20 protein-coding genes are annotated in these 19,238 nt (G+C 32.0%); 8 read left to right on the forward strand and 12 right to left on the reverse strand.

Features of this window, described 5'->3' with window-relative positions; genetic code table 11:
- The first annotated feature begins 60 nt into the window (after positions 1 to 60).
- The 3 genes from BUE22_RS07260 to BUE22_RS07270 are packed head-to-tail and all read left to right on the forward strand — an operon-like array spanning position 61 to position 2,528.
- Positions 61 to 300: a FeoA family protein gene (locus tag BUE22_RS07260; RefSeq protein ID WP_017495803.1), complete on the forward strand. Its 240-nt coding sequence runs from the start codon at positions 61 to 63 to the stop codon at positions 298 to 300.
- Positions 300 to 2,399 (forward strand): ferrous iron transport protein B, encoded by a 2,100-nt coding sequence (feoB, locus tag BUE22_RS07265; protein WP_073394400.1) that lies wholly within the window; start codon positions 300 to 302, stop codon positions 2,397 to 2,399. Before BUE22_RS07260 ends, feoB begins: the two co-directional genes overlap by 1 nt.
- A 6-nt stretch (positions 2,400 to 2,405) precedes the next feature.
- Complete coding sequence (locus BUE22_RS07270; RefSeq protein ID WP_073394401.1) at positions 2,406 to 2,528, forward strand: FeoB-associated Cys-rich membrane protein; 123 nt, start codon at positions 2,406 to 2,408, stop codon at positions 2,526 to 2,528.
- A gap of 298 nt (positions 2,529 to 2,826) precedes the next feature.
- Here BUE22_RS07270 and BUE22_RS07275 read toward each other — a convergent pair whose 3' ends face one another.
- The 3 genes from BUE22_RS07275 to BUE22_RS07285 form a co-directional block, all read right to left on the reverse strand.
- The gene (locus BUE22_RS07275; protein WP_073394402.1) at positions 2,827 to 3,480 is read right to left on the reverse strand and encodes an HD domain-containing protein; all 654 of its coding nucleotides are present in this window, start codon (positions 3,478 to 3,480) and stop codon (positions 2,827 to 2,829) included.
- 199 nt (positions 3,481 to 3,679) lie between these two features.
- A complete protein-coding gene (locus tag BUE22_RS07280; protein WP_073394403.1) occupies positions 3,680 to 4,672 on the reverse strand; it encodes an acyl-ACP desaturase in 993 nt (330 codons plus the stop codon).
- 49 nt (positions 4,673 to 4,721) lie between these two features.
- Positions 4,722 to 5,462: a lysophospholipid acyltransferase family protein gene (locus BUE22_RS07285; protein ID WP_073394404.1), complete on the reverse strand. Its 741-nt coding sequence runs from the start codon at positions 5,460 to 5,462 to the stop codon at positions 4,722 to 4,724.
- Between the two features lie 125 nt (positions 5,463 to 5,587).
- On the opposite strand from BUE22_RS07285, the gene rnpA reads away from it, so the two are divergent.
- The 4 genes from rnpA to BUE22_RS07305 all read left to right on the forward strand — a co-directional run bounded on the left by rnpA (position 5,588) and on the right by BUE22_RS07305 (position 9,334).
- Complete coding sequence (gene rnpA, locus BUE22_RS07290; protein ID WP_073394405.1) at positions 5,588 to 5,992, forward strand: ribonuclease P protein component; 405 nt, start codon at positions 5,588 to 5,590, stop codon at positions 5,990 to 5,992.
- Between the two features lie 80 nt (positions 5,993 to 6,072).
- Entirely contained in the window at positions 6,073 to 6,885 is an 813-nt protein-coding gene (locus BUE22_RS07295; RefSeq protein ID WP_073394406.1) for a DUF4349 domain-containing protein, read from the forward strand.
- Between the two features lie 3 nt (positions 6,886 to 6,888).
- Positions 6,889 to 8,526, forward strand: a complete 1,638-nt coding sequence (locus BUE22_RS07300; protein WP_042563619.1) for a S41 family peptidase — start codon at positions 6,889 to 6,891, stop codon at positions 8,524 to 8,526.
- 4 nt (positions 8,527 to 8,530) lie between these two features.
- Positions 8,531 to 9,334, forward strand: coding sequence for an OmpA family protein (locus tag BUE22_RS07305; protein ID WP_073394407.1), 804 nt, complete (start codon positions 8,531 to 8,533; stop codon positions 9,332 to 9,334).
- A 192-nt stretch (positions 9,335 to 9,526) separates the two neighbouring features.
- Here the strand turns inward: BUE22_RS07305 and BUE22_RS07310 are convergent, their stop codons facing one another.
- The 3 genes from BUE22_RS07310 to BUE22_RS23700 are packed head-to-tail and all read right to left on the reverse strand — an operon-like array spanning position 9,527 to position 11,949.
- The gene (locus BUE22_RS07310) at positions 9,527 to 10,540 is read right to left on the reverse strand and encodes an acyl-CoA thioester hydrolase/BAAT C-terminal domain-containing protein (RefSeq protein WP_073394408.1); all 1,014 of its coding nucleotides are present in this window, start codon (positions 10,538 to 10,540) and stop codon (positions 9,527 to 9,529) included.
- 1 nt (position 10,541) lies between these two features.
- Positions 10,542 to 11,726, reverse strand: a complete 1,185-nt coding sequence (locus BUE22_RS07315; RefSeq protein ID WP_073394409.1) for a radical SAM protein — start codon at positions 11,724 to 11,726, stop codon at positions 10,542 to 10,544.
- Between the two features lie 55 nt (positions 11,727 to 11,781).
- Positions 11,782 to 11,949, reverse strand: coding sequence for a hypothetical protein (locus BUE22_RS23700; protein ID WP_159438470.1), 168 nt, complete (start codon positions 11,947 to 11,949; stop codon positions 11,782 to 11,784).
- 280 nt (positions 11,950 to 12,229) lie between these two features.
- Here BUE22_RS23700 and BUE22_RS07320 point away from each other — a divergent pair, with 280 nt between their 5' ends.
- Positions 12,230 to 12,559: a helix-turn-helix domain-containing protein gene (locus tag BUE22_RS07320; RefSeq protein WP_073394410.1), complete on the forward strand. Its 330-nt coding sequence runs from the start codon at positions 12,230 to 12,232 to the stop codon at positions 12,557 to 12,559.
- On the opposite strand, the gene BUE22_RS07325 is transcribed toward BUE22_RS07320, so the two are convergent.
- The 6 genes from BUE22_RS07325 to BUE22_RS07350 form a co-directional block, all read right to left on the reverse strand.
- Positions 12,560 to 13,006 carry a GNAT family N-acetyltransferase gene (locus BUE22_RS07325; protein WP_073394411.1) on the reverse strand — a complete coding sequence of 149 codons (447 nt, stop codon included), beginning with the start codon at positions 13,004 to 13,006 and terminating at the stop codon, positions 12,560 to 12,562.
- Between the two features lie 119 nt (positions 13,007 to 13,125).
- Entirely contained in the window at positions 13,126 to 13,767 is a 642-nt protein-coding gene (locus BUE22_RS07330; protein ID WP_073394412.1) for a DUF1579 domain-containing protein, read from the reverse strand.
- Positions 13,768 to 13,818: 51 nt separating this feature from the next.
- A complete protein-coding gene (locus BUE22_RS07335) occupies positions 13,819 to 14,787 on the reverse strand; it encodes a DUF4837 family protein (protein WP_073394413.1) in 969 nt (322 codons plus the stop codon).
- A 49-nt stretch (positions 14,788 to 14,836) separates the two neighbouring features.
- On the reverse strand, positions 14,837 to 16,672 hold the full coding sequence (locus BUE22_RS07340) for a LysM peptidoglycan-binding domain-containing protein (RefSeq protein WP_073394414.1): 1,836 nt from the start codon (positions 16,670 to 16,672) through the stop codon (positions 14,837 to 14,839).
- Between the two features lie 111 nt (positions 16,673 to 16,783).
- A complete protein-coding gene (locus BUE22_RS07345; protein ID WP_073394415.1) occupies positions 16,784 to 17,971 on the reverse strand; it encodes a phosphoglycerate kinase in 1,188 nt (395 codons plus the stop codon).
- Between the two features lie 267 nt (positions 17,972 to 18,238).
- Complete coding sequence (locus BUE22_RS07350) at positions 18,239 to 19,213, reverse strand: PorP/SprF family type IX secretion system membrane protein (protein ID WP_042563640.1); 975 nt, start codon at positions 19,211 to 19,213, stop codon at positions 18,239 to 18,241.
- Positions 19,214 to 19,238 lie beyond the last annotated feature (25 nt).

Below are 19,238 nucleotides of genomic sequence, written 5' to 3' on the forward strand. Positions count from 1 at the left end.
AATACCTTGCAATAAAGAATTATTGCCTACTTTTGTAATCTAAATTCAATCTAAATAAGCTTGCAAAATACAATACATACTCTGAAAAAAGGCGAGAAAGCCATTATCAAAGATTTTGATATCGATCTTATTCCTCTAAAATTATTAGAAATGGGTTGTTTGCCGGGCAACTTAGTCGAATTACTTCAAATTGCTCCTTTTGGAGATCCTTTATATCTTGACATTAATGGCTCGCATGTTGCGATTCGTGTTGAAACTGCTCGTGAAATTGAAGTTGAACTTATCAAAACCAATTTATAATGAGCATTCAAAATATTAATGTTGCCCTTATCGGAAATCCCAACACGGGAAAAACTTCTGTTTTCAATCAGCTTACCGGTTTAAATCAACAAGTTGGAAATTATCCCGGAATTACGGTTGAGAAAAAAATTGGTTTCTGCAAATTACCTCACAACATAAAAGCCAATATTCTGGATTTGCCCGGAACGTATAGTTTGAATGCCAGCTCAATGGATGAAAGTGTTGTAATTGAACTTTTGCTAAACAAAAACGATAAATTATATCCGGATGTAGCAGTTGTTGTAACAGATGTTGAAAATCTGAAACGAAATTTACTGATTTACACCCAAATTAAAGACCTTGAGATTCCGACGATTTTAGTCATTAATATGTCTGATCGTATGGAAAGAAAAGGAATTACTTTAGATATTCCGTATCTGGAAGAAAAACTAAAAACCAAAATTGCTCTTGTAAGTTCGCGCAAAGGTTTGGGAATTGACAATTTAAAAGAATTAATTGTTTCCTATAAAACCATTCCTCACGAAGCTTGTTTAAATGCATCGGTTATTGATCCTGAATATTTTCAAAAATTACAGCATGCTTTTCCCAATCAGCTTATTTACAAATTATGGCTGGTTATTACGCAGGATGTAAATTTTTCGAATTTAGACAGAAATGAAATTCGAAGCACTTTTACCAAATCTAATTCTGAGTTAAAACGCTTACAGCAAAAAGAAACCATCAAAAGATATCAGTTTATCAATGATGTTTTAAAAGAAGGTTTAAAAGTTGATGCTTCGATGGCAAAAGACTTTAGAGCAAAACTGGATCGTGTACTAACCCATAAATTTTGGGGTTATTTTATTTTCCTTGCTATTTTATTTATCATATTCCAATCCATTTTTAGCTGGTCAACAATTCCTATGGATTTTATCGACAGCACTTTTGCTTCATTAAGCAGTTGGGTTGCCGCAGAATTACCAAGCGGTATTTTAACCGATTTACTTTCGCAGGGAATTATTCCGGGAATTGGCGGTGTTATTATTTTCATTCCGCAAATTGCGTTTTTGTTTCTGTTTATTTCAATTTTGGAAGAAAGCGGATATATGAGCCGCGTGGTTTTCCTGATGGATAAGATCATGCGTAAATTTGGACTATCGGGAAAAAGTGTTGTTCCGTTAATTTCAGGAACTGCATGTGCGATTCCGGCAATTATGGCTACCAGAAATATTGAAAACTGGAAAGAACGCCTTATTACGATCTTAGTAACACCATTCACGACTTGTTCTGCCAGATTACCTGTTTACGCGATTATTATTTCACTTGTAATTCCTAATGAGCGTGTTTTGGGAATTTTGAATATGCAGGGATTATCGTTGATGTTATTGTACTTACTTGGATTTGGAACAGCAATACTATCGGCTTATATTTTAAATAAAATTTTAAAACTCGATAATAAAACATATTTCGTTGTTGAAATGCCTAGTTATAAATTACCGCTTTTCAAGAACGTTGGAATTAATGTTGTCGAAAAAACCAAAGCCTTTATTGTTGGTGCGGGTAAAATCATTCTTGCGATATCTGTTATTTTATGGTTTTTGGCTTCATACGGTCCCGGAAAAGATTTTAACGAGGCTGAAACTATCGTAAAAGAAAGGTTTGTAAATAAGCCTTTAAATGAAGTTGAATTCGAAAACGAAGTTGCTTCCCAAAAATTAGAGAATTCTTATATCGGAATTATGGGTAAAGCGATAGAGCCGGCAATTTCTCCTTTGGGTTACGATTGGAAAATCGGAATTGCGATTATCAGTTCGTTTGCGGCACGTGAAGTTTTTGTGGGAACATTGGCTACGATTTATAGTGTTGGAGACAGTGATAATGAAACTACTATAAAAAGCAAAATGCAAAAAGAAGTCAATCCTCAAACAGGAGAAAAGATTTTCAATTTTGCTTCCGGAATTTCATTATTGCTATTTTACGCTTTTGCTATGCAATGTGCCAGTACGCTTGCGGTGACAAAAAAAGAAACCAATTCATGGAAATGGCCTGCAATGCAGCTTGTTTTAATGAGTGGTCTGGCTTACTTTGTTGCGCTTTTGGCGTATCAACTTTTAAAATAAACTGCCATGATACAGGAAATTATCGCTTTTGTAATATTATTTATTGCCGTTGCTTTCTTAGTTAAAAAGTTCTTTTGGAAATCTAAAAAGAAAAAAGATTGTGGTGACGGAAACTGTGGATGTTCTTAGAAAAGGTTCTAAGCTTTCTTCTTATGCTAAAATTGCAAAAATAACTTGCCTTTTTTTGATACAATAAAGTCCTTAACTCACTTTTTATCAACTCAATATCTTTTAAATTTGATCCATTAATTCAAATTTTAAAGAAATGACAGATTTTGATAAAAGTGAGATTATTAGAGACAATAGAGTTACACGATTATTGTGGTTTTCAATAGGGTTTATTTGTGCAGTTGCGGTTTCGTATTTTATTATGAAACATCAATAACAACAAAAACTAAAACTCAATACCGGGATTGAATACTAAAAATTACTTCACTCCTTCCCACTCCGCATAAAATTGTGCCAGGAAAGATTCCATAAAACGATGTCTTTCTGCGGCAATTTGTTTTCCGGTTTCGGTATTCATTTTACTGGATAACAATAAAAGCTTTTCGTAAAAATGATTTATAGTTGGAGCATTATTCTTTTTGTACTCTTCTTTGGTCATATTGGTTACTGGCGCAATTTCAGGATCATATAAAGTCCTGTTCTTAAATCCTCCGTAATTGAAAGCTCTTGCAACACCAATTGCCCCAATTGCATCTAAACGATCTGCATCCTGAACAATGTCTAATTCTATTGAAGAAAATTTCTTTTCGAAATTTCCGCCTTTATACGAGATATTTTCAATGATGTTTACAACATGCTGGATAATCTCTTCAGATACATTTTCGGATTCAAGAAACAAACGGGCCGTTCTTGGACCGATGGTTTCATCTCCATTGTGAAATTTACTATCTGCAATATCATGAAGTAAAGCTCCTAATTGAACTACCATCAAATCACAATCTGTACCTTTTGCAATTAAAAGTGCATTTTTATAAACGCGTTCGATATGAAACCAGTCGTGTCCGCCTTCGGCACCATTTAATTTTTCTTTTACGAATGCAATTGTTTTGTTTATTAGATCTGGGTTATTCATAGTTGTTTTTGTATTGTGGATGGCACACGGATGACGCGGATTTGAGCGGATTATCGCTGATTTATTCTAATTATATTTTTTAAATAAAAAATGTTGATTGTCAAAGCTTTCACACTTCAACAATCAACAATATTTTTAATGTCAATATCAAAAATCAATTTTAATCTGAAATCAACAATCTAAAATCTAAAATCTAAAATTATAATCTTGCTGGTTCTACCCATTTAAAGATATGAGACTCCTGCGGAATTACTAATCTTTCTGAGATTCTTGCCATACGAGCCGGTAATTTCATTAAGTAATCACGTGCTTTTTCGGCTTCATCTGTTAAACCGGTCATTTTATCAATTTCCCACTTATCCATTAATTTCTGCATGATATCTACATAATCGCTTGCGGTATACACCCCAATACGTTGTGCTGAATCAGAAAATTGTTCGAAAGCAGAACTTATCTTTTGACCTGATTCTCTTAAAAAATGCGCTGGCATAACGATTTTTTGTTTCATCATATATTGAAACGCCAACATCATTTCGCTAGGATCTACTGCGAAAATACGAGTTACAAATTCGCTATATGCATGATGGTGACGCATTTCGTCGCCTGCAATCATTTTACACATTTTAGACAATTTATTATCACCAAATTTCTTCGCCATTTGAGCTACTCTATTGTGTGATACATAAGTTGCTAATTCCTGGAAACTAGTGTATACAAAGTTTTTGTATGGGTCAGATCCAGTTCCAATATCAAAACCGTCGTTGATTAAATGCTGCGTTGTCATTTCGATTTCACGCATATTTACACGACCGGACAAATACAAGTATTTATTTAATAAATCACCATGGCGGTTTTCTTCTCCGGTCCATTGTCTAATCCATTTAGACCAGCCGTTCCCACCGTTTTCTATCTGATTTATTCCCTCTACATCCATCAACCACGATTCGTATGTTGGCAAAGCTTCTTCGGTAATGGTATCACCCACAAGCGTAACCCAGAAATCATATGGCAATTCTTTGGCAATTTCACGTAATTCTCTAACCTCCTCAAAGAAATTATCTCCTTCAGAATTAGGCAGAAAATCTGACGGCTGCCAAATTTTTTCTACTGGAATTAAATACTGTTCAACGAAACTATCCACGTTTTTTTCCAAAAACTGCATAACTTCTAATCTAATGTTTTTTATAGACATTACTAATTTAAGATTGGGATTTAAGTTTTAGTTTACTAAAAACGAAAATCTATTTATACTCATTTACTCCTTCTACTACTGCTTTTTCGGTCAAAGCCATTAACTCTGTAAAATCATAATCTTTTACAGCCAATGCTTTATGAACGGTAAAGGTAAGATGATTTCCTAAACCTACCGGGAAAAGACCATATTTTACCATTTTCCATGAATTATTAATACTCACCGGAACAATATATGCTGATGGTGCATATTTACATAATATTTTTAACCCATTTTGGGCAAATTCTTTAGGTTTTCCGGTTTTACTTCGGGTTCCTTCGGGAAATATTACTGCAGATCTTTTATGTTTCTCAATATATTCAGACAAACCTTTGATTACAGGAATTGCTTGTTTAGGGTCTTTACGGTCGATTAGCACAGATCCTCCGTGGCGCAAATTATATGATACGCTCGGAATTCCTTTACCTAACTCCTTCTTACTTACAAATTTACAATGAAAACGTCTAAAATACCAAATCATTGCTATAATATCATACATACTTTGATGATTTGAAACAAAAATCAAAGGTACTCCGGTTGGAATTGTTTCCCTATTTTCAATTTTATAAGTTGTTCCTACCAAATTGGTGCATCTTAAAAGCCAGAAATTTAAGTAATCAACGCTTTTTTTGTGCGCCTGATACCCAAAAACATTTAAGCAGAACCATTGTATTGGATGAAAGACCAATAAAACCGAACTGAATAACAAATAGTAAATTACGGATATGGGATACGAAATTATTTTTTGCATGCTTTAAAAATTAATGCCCAAAAGTAATAAATAAATTTTTAGCGGTATAAAAATTGAAAACAATAACCGTTTTTATCGTTTAATTGTACCTTTGCACAAAAAATTGCACTTCTTTTCTGAATTAAATGAACTTTACTTACCCAAAAAACGAACGTTTAAAAAGCAAAACTACTATTGGATTACTGTTTTCTGAAGGAAAATCGGTTTCTAAATATCCGTTGCGTTTGGTTTACCGTCAAGCGGAAGCTGGTTCTGAAGAAAAAATTAAAATTGGAGTTTCGGTTTCTAAGAAATATTTCAAAAAAGCCGTTGATCGCAATTACTTCAAACGTGTTTTGAGAGAAACCTACCGACTGAACAAACATTTGCTTTGGGATAATCTGGAACAGCCTTATTCTTTCATGTTTTTCTATCAGACAAAAGACCGTTTATCTTACGAAGAAATCAATACCAAAACGATTCAGTTGTTTGAGAAATTTCTCTTACAGATCAACAAAACTCCTGATTCTGAAAACAAAACTGAAATCTAGATCTCAAATAGCAACTTTATTTATCGATTTCGACTAAAAATTATAAAAAAATTGTAGTTTTAGCTCTTAATTGAAGATTTATGAGATATATTTTCTGTTTATCATTATTTGTTTTAAGTTTTACAAGTTGTAGTAAAAACGAAGAACCAATTGCAGAAATGGCAGTTAGTGCTATAAAACTTCCGTCTAAAAGCGAAGGAAAATATAAAACATCCGAAGCTGATGCAATACCAAAAATTTCACAAAAGATCATCAAACAAGCTTCACTTCGATTTGAAACTAACAATTTAGATGATACTTTTGCTCAAATTCAAAAAGCAATTACAGCAAATAAAGGAACTGTTCAAAATGATTCCGAAGGAAAGGATTATAACAATATTTATCGAAATCTAACCGTTAGAATTCCTAGTCAGAATTTTGATACCTTTATAAAGTCCATATCTGACGGTGTTTCTTATTTTGAAAGAAAAGAAATCTCTGCAGAAGATGTTACAGAACAATATATTGATCTTGAATCAAGATTAAAAACAAAAAAGAAACTCGAAAACAGATATCTTGAAATTTTACAAAAAGCCACTAAAATAAGTGAGATTTTAGAAATTGAAAAACAAATTTCGATTATCAGAGAAGAAATTGAAGCCAAAGAAGGACAGCTTAAATATTTAGAAAGCCGGGTTTCTGAAAGCACTATCAATATTGAATTTTACAAAACCATAGCTGAAAAAGAAGCCATTAAAACTTCGTACGGATCAAAAATATGGACAGCAATTAAGTCCGGGTTTTTTGGTTTATCGAGTTTCTTAATTTCGATTATTAGCGTTTGGCCATTTATTATCCTATTCGTTGTTCTGGTTTATTTTATCAGAAAACGATTTAAAAGAAAAAAAGCATAAATCATGTATCCTTATCTTAAAAAGAAGTTCGTTATACCAGCCGTTGCCGCAGGATTTTTATTTATTGGAACCAGTTTCAAAGACGATTTTTTTGAAATAGCCAAACAAATAGAAATTTTTACCACTTTATTTAAAGCCGTAAACACTAATTATGTAGACGAGACTAATCCGGGTGATTTAATGGACAAAGCCATTAAAAGCATGTTGGGAAGCTTAGATCCTTACACGGTTTATTTTAATGAACAGGATGTGGTAAATTTCAAAATCAACAATACTGGAGAATATACCGGAATTGGTGCTATGATCGCCAGAAAGAAAGATCGTTTGATTGTTCGCGAACCTTATAAAAATTATCCGGCAGACAAAGCAGGATTAAAAGCCGGTGATGAAATTATTCAGATTGGTGATGTTTTAATTGCTGATTTTAAAGATGATGCTTCGCAATTATTGAAAGGAACCAAAAACACAAAGATTACGATAAAATACCTTCGTCAGGGAAAAACTTTTACAACAGAGTTAGTTTTGGATGAAGTTGATATTAAGTCTGTTCCATTTTACGGAAAAATAGATGATAAAACAGGTTATATCGTTTTGGCACATTTTAGCAGAAAAGCTGCTGTTGAAGTAAAAGATGCTCTTGAAAAGCTAAAAGCTGACGGAGCAAAACAAATAGTATTAGATTTAAGAGGAAATCCGGGTGGTTTACTCAACGAGGCTATTGATATCTGTAATTTATTTGTTCCGAAGAATGAAGTAATTGTAACAACGAAATCAAGAATTGAAAAACATAACAATACGTATAAAACTCAAAATCAACCAATAGATACCGAAATTCCTTTGGCAATTTTGGTAAACGGCAGAAGTGCATCGGCATCAGAAATTGTTTCGGGTGCATTGCAGGATTTAGATCGTGCCGTAGTTTTAGGAAGCCGTAGTTTTGGTAAAGGTTTGGTGCAGCGTTCTGTAGATTTAACGTACGGAACACAGCTTAAAGTAACTATCTCACGTTATTATACGCCATCGGGCAGATGTATACAGGCTTTGGATTATGCGCATAAGGATAAAAATGGCGTTGCCTTAAAAACGGATGCGAAAAACTTTAATGCTTTTAAAACCAGAAAAGGAAGAACGGTTTATGATGGCGGTGGTGTTTTGCCGGATATCGAATTGGATGAGGCAAAAATGAGCCCAATTACAACCGCTTTACTAAAGAATGACGGAATCTTTGATTACGCAACAAGCTATTACTATAAAAATCCAAATTTGGGCGATAAAATCCCCGTTCTTACCGATGCGGATTATGCCAGCTTTAAACAATATCTAAAAACAAACAAGATTACTTTTGATACTGAAACAGAAGTAGCTTTGAAAAATACTTTGGCTGCAGCCAAAAACGAAAAAATAGACGAAACGATCGCACCGGAATATCAGCAGTTATTAAACGCCTTAGAGAAAAGTGAAACTACCTTGCTTGATAAAAACCAAAAAGAAATCAAAAACCTGATTCAGGAAGAACTTATTAAGAGATACCAATATCAGGAAGGTTTATATCAATTTTACATTAAAAACAATTCAGAAATTAAGAAAGCGGTGAGCGTTTTAAATAATCAAACTGAGTATAAAACGATTTTAAAAATGTAAAAAAATGAAAATTTGTAAAGTCTTATTTATATTCTTTACGCTCAATTTATCGGCACAGCAAAAACCAATCGAAACCATATTTTTTGATTTTGATAAATTTGATCTTACTGAACAACAAACAGGCGTTGTTTCGAATTTTATAAAAAAAATAGATACTTCAAAAGTGGAATCTATACAAATCTATGGTTATTGTGATGATCGTGGAGATGATGACTATAACTTTAGATTGTCTAAGAATCGCGTTAGTACAATTCAAAACCTGCTCGTATTGAAGGGTTTTAATCAAAGCAAAATAGTTATTCTTGAAGGCAAAGGCCGGGTAATTTTAAAACCGGATACTGTAGACAACCTAAATGAAATACGTTCTAAAAATCGGCGGGTTGATTTAATCGTTTTAAATAAAAACAGTTTCGGAAAAGAAGTTTATAGTTCTTTTAAAAACAAACTAAAAGTTGGCGATAAAATTTATCTCGACAACATTCTTTTTGATATTGGAAGTTCAAAACTAACACACAATTCTAAAAAAGAATTAGATAAAATAGCAACTATTTTACAGCAAAAGAAAAATATTCAGTTTGAAATACGAGGTCATGTCTGCTGCACTCCGGAAATTTATAGTGACGGAATTGACAAGGAAACCAAAGAAAGAAGACTTTCCTGGAATCGTGCCAAAACCGTTTTTAAATATCTTTTATCAAAAAAAGTATCTTCAAGCAGAATGACTTTTCAGGGTTACGGCAATAAATATCCTTTGGGAAAAGGTGATAATTATGACCGCAGAGTTGAATTTTTCATTACAAATCTCTAGTTTAATTTTTTAGAAAAAACCCAAAAAGCTACATTCTGGCTTAAAGTTAAGCTTTAAACGAAATTAGTAATCGTTTGTTTATTAATATCTTATTTTTAAAAAATAACAATTTTTTGTTTTGAAACAATGTTGCGTTAACTGATTAAGTATTCAGTAAACTTAAAATGTAAAAAGATAATATTGATACTCAATTTACTTTGACATTAACCATTGTAAAACATCCTTAAATACTTCATCCCAATGATAAGAATCATCCAAAGGTTTTTCATTTAAGTCAAATTCTTTTCTTTCAAAATTATGTCCATATCCCGAATAGGCTTTGATACTAACATTATTTTTAGGCAATAAAAAAGGAATTAAATCATTGTGAATAGATCCGATGTCATTTGTACCATAAACTATTAATAAAGGATTTTTAAATTTTTGAAGACTTTTAAAGCTCAAATTCTCATTATAACTTAACCAGTTATTAAATTCTACTTTGTCTTTATATTGTATTTTGCTTATTGCTATATTTCGATAATCATTCATCAATTCATTGATTTCTGTTTGGTTTGAACCATCATTTTTTGCTTCAAAAGATTTGATTCTTTCTCTCATTATACTTTCTGCTATTCTGTTAAAAGGATCTGCAGACATACATACTAGTTTTGTAATCTTCATGTTTTTTTCTGATAACTTGGCAGCTACTCTATAACCTTCAGAATGCCCAATTACAAATATTGAATCTTTTTTGACTTTGCTACTTTTATATAAATAATTTAAAATTTCTTTAATCTGATTGACTCTGTAATATAGATTATCATTTAAAACATAATCCTTCGGAACTTCATCTTTCTCATTTTTGTAACCGCTGACATCTCTATCGTAAGTACCAATTAATGGGATTCCCTTTCTTGCAACAATTACAAAATTAAATTTCTCTGTATGTTCTTTTATGTCAAAAGGAATTATGGAGTTTGTAACTTGTTGATCATAAAAAATTAATGGTAAGGGTTTTGAGCCCTGTATAAATAAAATTGTAGGTTTTGGATTAGTGGATTTACTTTTTGACATAAGAAAAACAATTGTGTCATTCTTGATTTTGATACTTGATTTTTCGAAACCAGCTTTTTGAATATGGAAATCTACATCGGTTTGTGCATTTAAAACAAAACACGAAAAAAAGCTTATAAAGGTTCGTAAAAAATAATTAAATATTTTCATTTTAACTTGAGAGTGAATGTATTATACTTTTTGAATCTAGGTAATCTATACCTGACTCTTGAATTCCGTCATTTGAAATATCTCTTAAAACTTCATTTTGGATGTAACAAACAAGTTCTATTATTTCTCTGCAATAAATTGAAGGATTATTAAATTCATTGATTGGTGAAAATCGATGGCCTAAATAACCTCCTCCACAAACTGGCATTATAGGGCAATTTTGGCAGGACTCACATAAATTGTCTTGGCTATGGCTATTATAATAAATCTTAGCAAGAGTTGATTCTTTGTATATTAGATCCAAATCATTTCTTAGCACATTAAATTTAGTCTTTGTAAATCCATCACCACAAATATTTAAAGTGTCTACGCTTTCAATACTTCCATCAGTTTCTACCACCAAAGTCCTGTTTTTACTACTTCCAAAACTTTCAGAACCTTTAGAGCGACCAAAAATTAATGCTACTAAATCTGTTAATGGTCTGATCTCCGGCTTATTTTTGTCTCGATCATTATACCAAATATTAAACATTCCACTTAGCCATTTACCAATCTTTGGTACATCTCGTTGTGTAGATTTAATATAATTGTAGTCTTGAAATAAAAAATGAACAGAATTTGCTTTTAACTTTTTAAAATGATCATAAACTATATTTGCGCTTTCAGAAGTATCTATTACACATAGACAATTTGCCATTTGATCACCAAAAGTACTTTTTACAATTTTAAATCCCCTAATAATTTCATCGTAAGAACCCTTTTTATTATGAAATATCCTGTTTTTATTATTTGATTTTGGAGTACCATCTATACTTATCCCAACTTGAATATTAAGTCTTTTTAAAATTTTAGCCCATTCTTTCGTCAATAAAGTCCCATTAGACTGCATAGCATATTCAATTGAAATATCTGCAGGGATAATTTCCTTTTGAGTTTTAATAAAATTTATATAAAAATCTATACCAGTCAAAAGTGGTTCACCCCCATGAAAGATGATAACAAACTCCTTAAGATTATTTTCAACGCAATTCTTTTTAACCTTGAGTAACATTGCTTCTATAACCTCTTGACTCATAAATTTAGGTTGATTTTTATAACTTTCGTTTCCCATGTTATATACATAACAATAAGTACAATTTAAATTGCACAGACTTGCTACTTTAACTACTAAATTTGATGTATACATTTTTAATTAAAATTAAAATGGGCGATTAATCGCCCATAAAAGTTATCAAATTTTACTAATGTTTTACATAGGTACTTTCTGTGTATGTTCTTCCTGGAGTGGGATCTCTCATCTCCATTGTACCACCGCTAACTTTTTTCATTTGTGTTTTTTCTAACACAGTACAAGCATTATTTATCTTTTCATCACTGCTAAAGAAAAACTTTTTCTTTTCTGTTTTCATAATTTAAATATTATTGTTAAAATTATTTTAAACTTAAATATTCTCATATATAAATCAAGTCGACATTAATTTTTACAAGAATATAATAAGATTAATATCAAACATACAAAACATAGAAAACAATTCTTATGCGGTTTTATGCGAATTTGGCCACATAATGTTTTTTGTATAACTCGTACTAAATTAAATGTAGTTAAGTTAAACTGAGAATAAATATTTAAAAAAAATTATGTTGTTTATAGATATTATTCACTATAATTGTAAGAAAATAATGCTAATTATGAACAAAGCAAAACTTATACAAGTACGATTATCAAAAGGGTTTTCACAGGAAGAATTGGCAGATTTAATAGGAATGTCACAATCTAATTATAGCCGAAGAGAAAGTGGTCGCACAAATATCACAGAAATAGAGTGGGCAAAAATTGCCAAAGAATTAGGCGTAGATAAAGAAATCATTTATGAATCTAATAAAGAAAAAACGCATTATATTAATACCATAAATGCGTTACAAATTACTATTCCCGATTTTATAATGGAACATATTGAATTATTAAAAAAAGAAAATAAGAAACTCAAAGAAAAATTAAAACGCTACAAAGCTCAATAATTATCTCCGAATCATTTCTATATGCGGAATATCATCTTCAAGGTACATTTCACTTGATTGAACAAATCCGTGACTTTCGTAAAATTTCTTTAAGTACAATTGCGCACCAATTGTAATTGCATCTTTACCAAAATTGGATTTAATTCCTGCTATTGCTTCACGCATTAAATCATGCCCCCATTTTTTATCCCTGTAATTGGCATCAACTACTACTCTTCCAATCGATGCATTATCAAAACTAATTCCGGCATCAAACAAACGTGCATAGGCTACAATTTTTCCGTCGTATTCTCCAATAAGATGTAAAGCTTTCTTGTCTTTACCGTCTATGTCTAAATAAACACAATTTTGCTCGACTACAAAGATCTCACTTCGCACTTTAAGCAAATCATATAACTCATGAACACTTAATGCCTCAAGAGGCTTTATTTTCCATTTTAATTCCATTGTTGTTTTTCATTTTTTCAAGCAACTAAATTACTTGAAAAATCTTTATTACTATTATTTTAAAAAAAGAAATCCCGATTACAACTTGTAATCGGGATTTTCATATTAATTATATCTACTTATTTCTTCTTCATTATAATTTCCATGCTTTTATACTCTTCGCCGTTTTTTACATCAAACATTTCCATTTTACGGGTTGATGCATCAACAATTGTATATATTTCACGATAAGGTGTTTTTTTCCCATTTACAGGATTTACCATATCGCCTTTTAATTCCATACTTTTTGTTTTCTCATCAAATTTTCCTACGGCCACCATCATCCCTGTTCCCATATTATCAATAAAAGTGGTAGTGTATTCTTTGCTGGCATTATTATAGGCCAATGTGCTTTTACCCTGAAACGGCTGTCCCATCATTGTGCCGCTATAATTTGCTTCCTGATATCGACCGCCTAGAATCATTTTAATATTTGCTGTTGAACTTGCTTTCTCTGGTTTACCATTTGGTTCAGACCAAAAAGTCATATCACAATTCCATGTTCCGGTTTCATCGGCCATTAATTTATGTGCGTTACCTGGTGTTGCATATTCTGCCCAGGCTTTCATTTGTGCAGCAGAATCTAAAGGCTGCTCAATAGCTTGTTCCTTGGTTTTGATAGTATCAGTAACCTTTTCATTTTCAGACTCTGTTTTTATTTCCTTTTTACAAGAAGTAAAACATGCTGCTAATATCAATAATGTCAGATAGAGATTTTTCATAAATAATTGATTTATTGGTTATTAAATCAAATGTACGAAAAATATAACAAATTATCTTTTATCTATTTTGACTGATTTTATAATGGCTTCGAGTTCCAGCATCAGGTCTCTTTCCTGATTAGAAGGCGAATAACAAAAACCTTCAATTACCAAGATTCTCCTTGAAGCTTCGTCAATAATAGCGTAGTTTATAAAAGGCCCAGTCATGAAGTCATTCTTTAACTCCCAGGTTCCTTTGGTTTCATACGTTTTTTTTCTGTCTAATATTGTTGTCGAAAAATATGGTGCATAAGCTTCGCCGGTAATCATTGGCGTGTCTGGCTCCCGTCCTTTTATATATCGGCCTACTGAATCTCTCATACGCACAATATTGCCCACAATATCTGAACCTTTGGTGAGTCTGCGAATTGGAATCTGATAAATCAGCAAACTTGTATTCCCGCTGATGATTTCCTTTTTCAGCCACATAAAATTCTTTTTATGCAACATATATTCGTAACCGGAGGGAATTTGTAAATTGATGTGAAACTTGTTTTTTATTACCGCCGGATTCAACAGTGATTTGCTGTTGTCCTGTTGTATTTTTTGAATTTCGGCATCGCGAATCATCTTGATAATTTGTGCCGAATTTAATTCGATGCTGCAAATAATATCTTCAACAGATTTGCCGTAAATACGGAATGTATTGTGTGGTAATGTTTCGCTGTGTTTGATTTCGAATTTATCTGTTGCAGCTTTTTTTACTACAATGATACTTCGGCTATCGGTAACAAATCCTTCTAATAATTTAGCCGGATATTGATTGATGGTAAACAGTGGTTCTTCCTGGGTAAGACCCCAAACCGGAGAAGCAAATTTATTTCGAATGGTATCGCCTACTTCACCGTACCACAACTGATCGTCGATGATAACTGATATTGTGTTTGTTTTACCGGAAACGGGCTGAGGCTGTTTCTCGTTTTTAAAACAAGAAACGAACAAACACGAAAGTAAAAGGCATAAAAAATGGGTTTTATTCATTTTCTTAGTTTAATGAAATAAAACCCAAATTTAGTTAAGATTTTTTTTATTATCCGTTTATTTTAAGTTTCATTCCGGGTTTAATATCTCCATCTTTAATATTATTCCATTTTTTAATATCTGAAATTGTTACTCCAGGATATTTTTTCGAAATACTATACAATGAATCTCCTTTTTTAACGTAATAATCTTCTGTTATATTTTTAGCCGAAGCTGTTTTTTTTCTGAATGAATCTATTGAGCTTGAAGCTACAGCAGTATTTGTAGCAGGTGTTTCATCTTCAATAACTATTTCTTTGCCAACGATTAATGATTTTCCTAATCCAATATTATTAGAAGTCAGGTTATTCAATTCTTTTAAATCTGCAATTGATGTATTGAATTTTTTAGCAATACTTCCTAAATTATCTCCGGCAGCAACTACGTATTCAAGATTTTTACCTCCTTTATCTTTATTATCTGTTGATGCAATTGCTTCTTCAACTTGTCTTTTATCTATTTCAGGAACTTTTACTTCTTTTGGTGCTTTTGCAATCGAATCGTTGTTTGATTTGATTTTTAAAGTTTTACCTAGAGCTAATGCATTACCTTTAAGATTGTTCCATTTTTTTAACTCTAAAATCGAAACATCATACTTATCTGCAATCGAACCAAGGTTGTCCCCTTTTCTAACTTTATAATATTGTGTTTCTGTTGTGCCAACTGCATTATCCAGTTTAGCTTTTCCTTTTGGAGTAACTTTTAAAGCTAATTGTTTTGGAAGTCCCTTATGTTGAGACTGATAAGCTACGTAATCATAAATCTTATCTTCGTTGTTTACAAAAGTTGCAATTTTATCTTTCGGCAAACGTAAAAAGTGTTGTTCGTTTTGATAAAATGGCACAACGTTTAATTTATATGAAGGATTTAAAAGTTGTATTTGTGATTGTGGCATGTCTAACAAATCGGCAATTTGCTTGAATGACATTTGATTTTTAATTTGAACTGTATCTGTTTCAAAGTTTTTAACAACAGCTCTTTCAGGATTAATACCGTGTTCTTTATGAAATTCAAAAAGATACATTGTTGCTAAGAAAGCTGGAACATAACCTTGAGTTTCTTTTGGAAGATGATTACGAATATCCCAGTATTTTGTTTTTCCGCCAGAACGACGAATTGCTTTTGTTACATTTCCTGGTCCTGAGTTGTAAGATGCAAGAACTAACTCCCAATCACCAAAAATTTTGAACATTTTAGTCATATATTCTGAACAGGCAGCAGTTGATTTTAAAGGATCGCTGCGTTCATCTATATACGAATCGATTTTAAGATCGTATTGTTTTCCGGTTCCGTACATAAACTGCCAGATTCCGGTGGCGCCCATTTTAGAAACTGCTTTAGGGTTTAAAGCAGATTCTACAACGGCTAAATATTTAATTTCTAAAGGAACGTTTTGTTTTGCAAAAGCATCTTCAAAAATTGGAAAATAATATTCTGATAAAGCCATTAATCGTGAAAATGATTTTTTACGATTTTTAAGAAATGACTTTATGATGTTTTCTAATCCCTGATTATATTCGATCTCAAAAGGCGATTTCTCATTCATCACCTGAAGTCGCTGTTTAAGCAATTCAGTTGGTAATTCTTCATCAACAGAAATATCTGTATTGATGGTTTGAATGTCTTTCGTTAAATCATCATAGATATCTAAACTCACTAATTCGTTCATCCAAAGACTGTCTACACGAGTACACATTAGATCTTTTTTGAAAGAGTTTTTAACTGAATCTAAATAAGAGACTTTAACATCCGGCTTAATTTCTAAATCTGCTTTTGCAACATCTTGTGCAAAAGAAGCTACAGAAAAGAAGACAGAAACCGCTAATGAAATTTTCCTTATAATCATATAACATTTATTTAAAATTCTATAATTCAAACAATTACAGAGTGATTACTTTTTGCAAAACTAAATAGTTTATCCATAAAAACTATCTAAAAAAATGTTAATTGTGAAATTTTAGTCTAAAATCGCAGCGATTCCAGGTAAGATTTTTCCTTCTAACATTTCAAGCATTGCCCCGCCACCAGTGGAAACGTAGCTCATTTTATCTTCAAAACCAAACTGTTTTACTGCAGCAACAGAATCTCCTCCTCCAACTAGTGAAAAAGCTCCTTTTTCTGTAGATTCTGCAATAAATTCACCTAAAGCGATAGTTCCTTTTGCGAAAGATTCCATTTCAAAAACGCCTAATGGACCATTCCATAAAATTGTTTTTGACTCTAAAATTACTTTCTTGAAATTCTCTAATGATTTAGGACCTGCGTCAAGACCTTGCCATCCGTCAGGAATTGCTGTTACGTCTACTACTTGAGTATTTGCTGTATTTGAGAAATCATCTGCAGCTATAACATCAACTGGAATATGAATCTGAACTCCTTTTTCTTTGGCCAATCTTAAAATTTCAAGTGCTAAATCTTGTTTGTCATCTTCACAAATAGAATCACCAATTTTTCCGCCTTGTGCTTTAACGAATGTAAAAGTCATTCCACCTCCAATAATCATGTGATCTACTTTATCAAGGATGTTTTCGATTACGGTGATTTTTGAAGAAACTTTAGATCCACCAAGAACTGCTGTAACTGGTTTTTCGCTATTTTTAAGTACTTTGTTTAAGCTTTCGATTTCTTTTGCCAATAATGTTCCAAAGCATTTTTCTGTTGGAAAAAATTGTGCAATAATTGTAGTTGAGGCGTGCGCTCTGTGTGCAGTTCCAAAGGCATCGTTTACGTAGATGTCTCCAAGTGAAGATAATTCTTTTGCAAAAGCAACATCTCCAGCTTCTTCTTCTGCATGAAAACGTAAATTTTCAAGTAATAAAACTTCTCCTGGTTTTAAGTTTTTTGCAGCAGTTTGTGCCGGTTCTCCAATAGAATCAGTTGCAAACTTAACTTCAACTCCTAAAATTTCTGAAGCTGTTTTTAAAATATGTTTTAATGAGTATTTTTCTTCTACACCTTTTGGTCTTCCTAAATGTGACATTAAAATTACACTTCCTCCTTGCTTTAAGATTGCATCAATGGTTGGTTTTGCAGCTTCGATACGTGTTGCATCTGTTACATTAAAGTTTTCATCCAAAGGAACATTGAAGTCTACACGGATTATTGCTTTTTTATTTTTAAAGTCGAAATCGTTTAAAGTTTTCATTTGATAATTTTTAAATTTTTGAAAGAATAACAAATATAGAACTTTTAGTGTAGTATTAAATTCGAAAAATATAAAAATAACCTACCAATAACAACGAAAACGTTGTAAATTAAGAAAACAAACAAATTTATTTTAAAAATTATAAAATTGTTTAGCAGAATATTTAACAATTAAAAGTTACTGTAAACCAAATAATGGCCTTTCATTTTATAGTAAAACGAAAAAATATAGGATTTAGTCTACAGTAAATCTTAAATGTAAAATTTATTAGTCGTGTACCGGACTTTGTGTACAAGGACAGTTACTGATCGATCCGAAGAAATCGAATCCGATTGTGATCGAGTGTGTTCCTGTGTTATAATTACCAAGATCGTTGAACATTACCTGATACGAATATCCGAAGTAAAATTTAGATTTCATGAAACCCAACATTGGCCCAACTGATAATGGTTTTGGAAACTGGTCGTTTAAGAAACGATATGAAACCCCAATCCAATAGTAATCTTCGTAACGGTTGTAACGTCTGTACTTGAAGTTAAAATCGGTAGTTGAACGTTTATCGCTGGCAAAATATTGGTAGTACACAGATGGTTCGTATTCGATACGGCTGTTTTCTCCATCTTTAAAAATCATACCTGTATATACCTGATAGTTTGAAAGTAAACTTGGTTCTAAACCTCGGTATCTGTCGGTGTTTTTTTGCAATACGTTATTTGCATTAAAACTTAAGTAAAAATTCTTATTACGGTATAAAGCACTAATGTCAAAGTTGTTATTTGATGTATAACGATTATCTGTAACTGAAGGGTCTAAAATTGGATGTTCAATTGTGTTATTGAATTCATCGATATCAATTTTAAACGTATTGAAGTTATACGAAATACCAAAAGACAAGTACTGTTTTGAATAATAATCTAAAATCAAGTGGTGCGCAAATGAAACTTTTGCACCTGTTTGACGTGTATAACCATTTTTATCATTATACAATGAGATACCAACTCCTGAACGATCTAAAACTCTAAAATCTGCATATAAAGATTGATTTTGAGGCGCATCTTTTATTCCAACCCATTGTGTAAGTCCATTAAGACGAATTCTAAGGTTATCACCAATACCTGCATAAGCGGGAGAAAGCACAAAAGGGTTATCAGCTAAATACTGAGTAAATACCGGTAGGTTTAGCTCTTGGCTGTAACTTGTTGTTACAGCCATGAGTACTAAGGATAAAAATAATTTTTTCATTGTAATAATTTTTTTAGATAACATA

It is taken from the genome of Flavobacterium pectinovorum (assembly GCF_900142715.1).
GTDB lineage: Bacteria > Bacteroidota > Bacteroidia > Flavobacteriales > Flavobacteriaceae > Flavobacterium > Flavobacterium pectinovorum.

Coding starts and splice junctions, on each gene's coding strand:
- feoB (WP_073394400.1), top strand. CDS start 300: ATGAGCATTCAAAATATTAATGTTGCCCTTATCGGAAATCCCAACACG.
- BUE22_RS07270 (WP_073394401.1), top strand. CDS start 2,406: ATGATACAGGAAATTATCGCTTTTGTAATATTATTTATTGCCGTTGCT.
- BUE22_RS07275 (WP_073394402.1), bottom strand. CDS start 3,480: ATGAATAACCCAGATCTAATAAACAAAACAATTGCATTCGTAAAAGAA.
- BUE22_RS07280 (WP_073394403.1), bottom strand. CDS start 4,672: ATGTCTATAAAAAACATTAGATTAGAAGTTATGCAGTTTTTGGAAAAA.
- BUE22_RS07285 (WP_073394404.1), bottom strand. CDS start 5,462: ATGCAAAAAATAATTTCGTATCCCATATCCGTAATTTACTATTTGTTA.
- rnpA (WP_073394405.1), top strand. CDS start 5,588: ATGAACTTTACTTACCCAAAAAACGAACGTTTAAAAAGCAAAACTACT.
- BUE22_RS07295 (WP_073394406.1), top strand. CDS start 6,073: ATGAGATATATTTTCTGTTTATCATTATTTGTTTTAAGTTTTACAAGT.
- BUE22_RS07300 (WP_042563619.1), top strand. CDS start 6,889: ATGTATCCTTATCTTAAAAAGAAGTTCGTTATACCAGCCGTTGCCGCA.
- BUE22_RS07305 (WP_073394407.1), top strand. CDS start 8,531: ATGAAAATTTGTAAAGTCTTATTTATATTCTTTACGCTCAATTTATCG.
- BUE22_RS07310 (WP_073394408.1), bottom strand. CDS start 10,540: ATGAAAATATTTAATTATTTTTTACGAACCTTTATAAGCTTTTTTTCG.
- BUE22_RS07315 (WP_073394409.1), bottom strand. CDS start 11,726: ATGTATACATCAAATTTAGTAGTTAAAGTAGCAAGTCTGTGCAATTTA.
- BUE22_RS23700 (WP_159438470.1), bottom strand. CDS start 11,949: ATGAAAACAGAAAAGAAAAAGTTTTTCTTTAGCAGTGATGAAAAGATA.
- BUE22_RS07320 (WP_073394410.1), top strand. CDS start 12,230: ATGAACAAAGCAAAACTTATACAAGTACGATTATCAAAAGGGTTTTCA.
- BUE22_RS07325 (WP_073394411.1), bottom strand. CDS start 13,006: ATGGAATTAAAATGGAAAATAAAGCCTCTTGAGGCATTAAGTGTTCAT.
- BUE22_RS07330 (WP_073394412.1), bottom strand. CDS start 13,767: ATGAAAAATCTCTATCTGACATTATTGATATTAGCAGCATGTTTTACT.
- BUE22_RS07335 (WP_073394413.1), bottom strand. CDS start 14,787: ATGAATAAAACCCATTTTTTATGCCTTTTACTTTCGTGTTTGTTCGTT.
- BUE22_RS07340 (WP_073394414.1), bottom strand. CDS start 16,672: ATGATTATAAGGAAAATTTCATTAGCGGTTTCTGTCTTCTTTTCTGTA.
- BUE22_RS07345 (WP_073394415.1), bottom strand. CDS start 17,971: ATGAAAACTTTAAACGATTTCGACTTTAAAAATAAAAAAGCAATAATC.
- BUE22_RS07350 (WP_042563640.1), bottom strand. CDS start 19,213: ATGAAAAAATTATTTTTATCCTTAGTACTCATGGCTGTAACAACAAGT.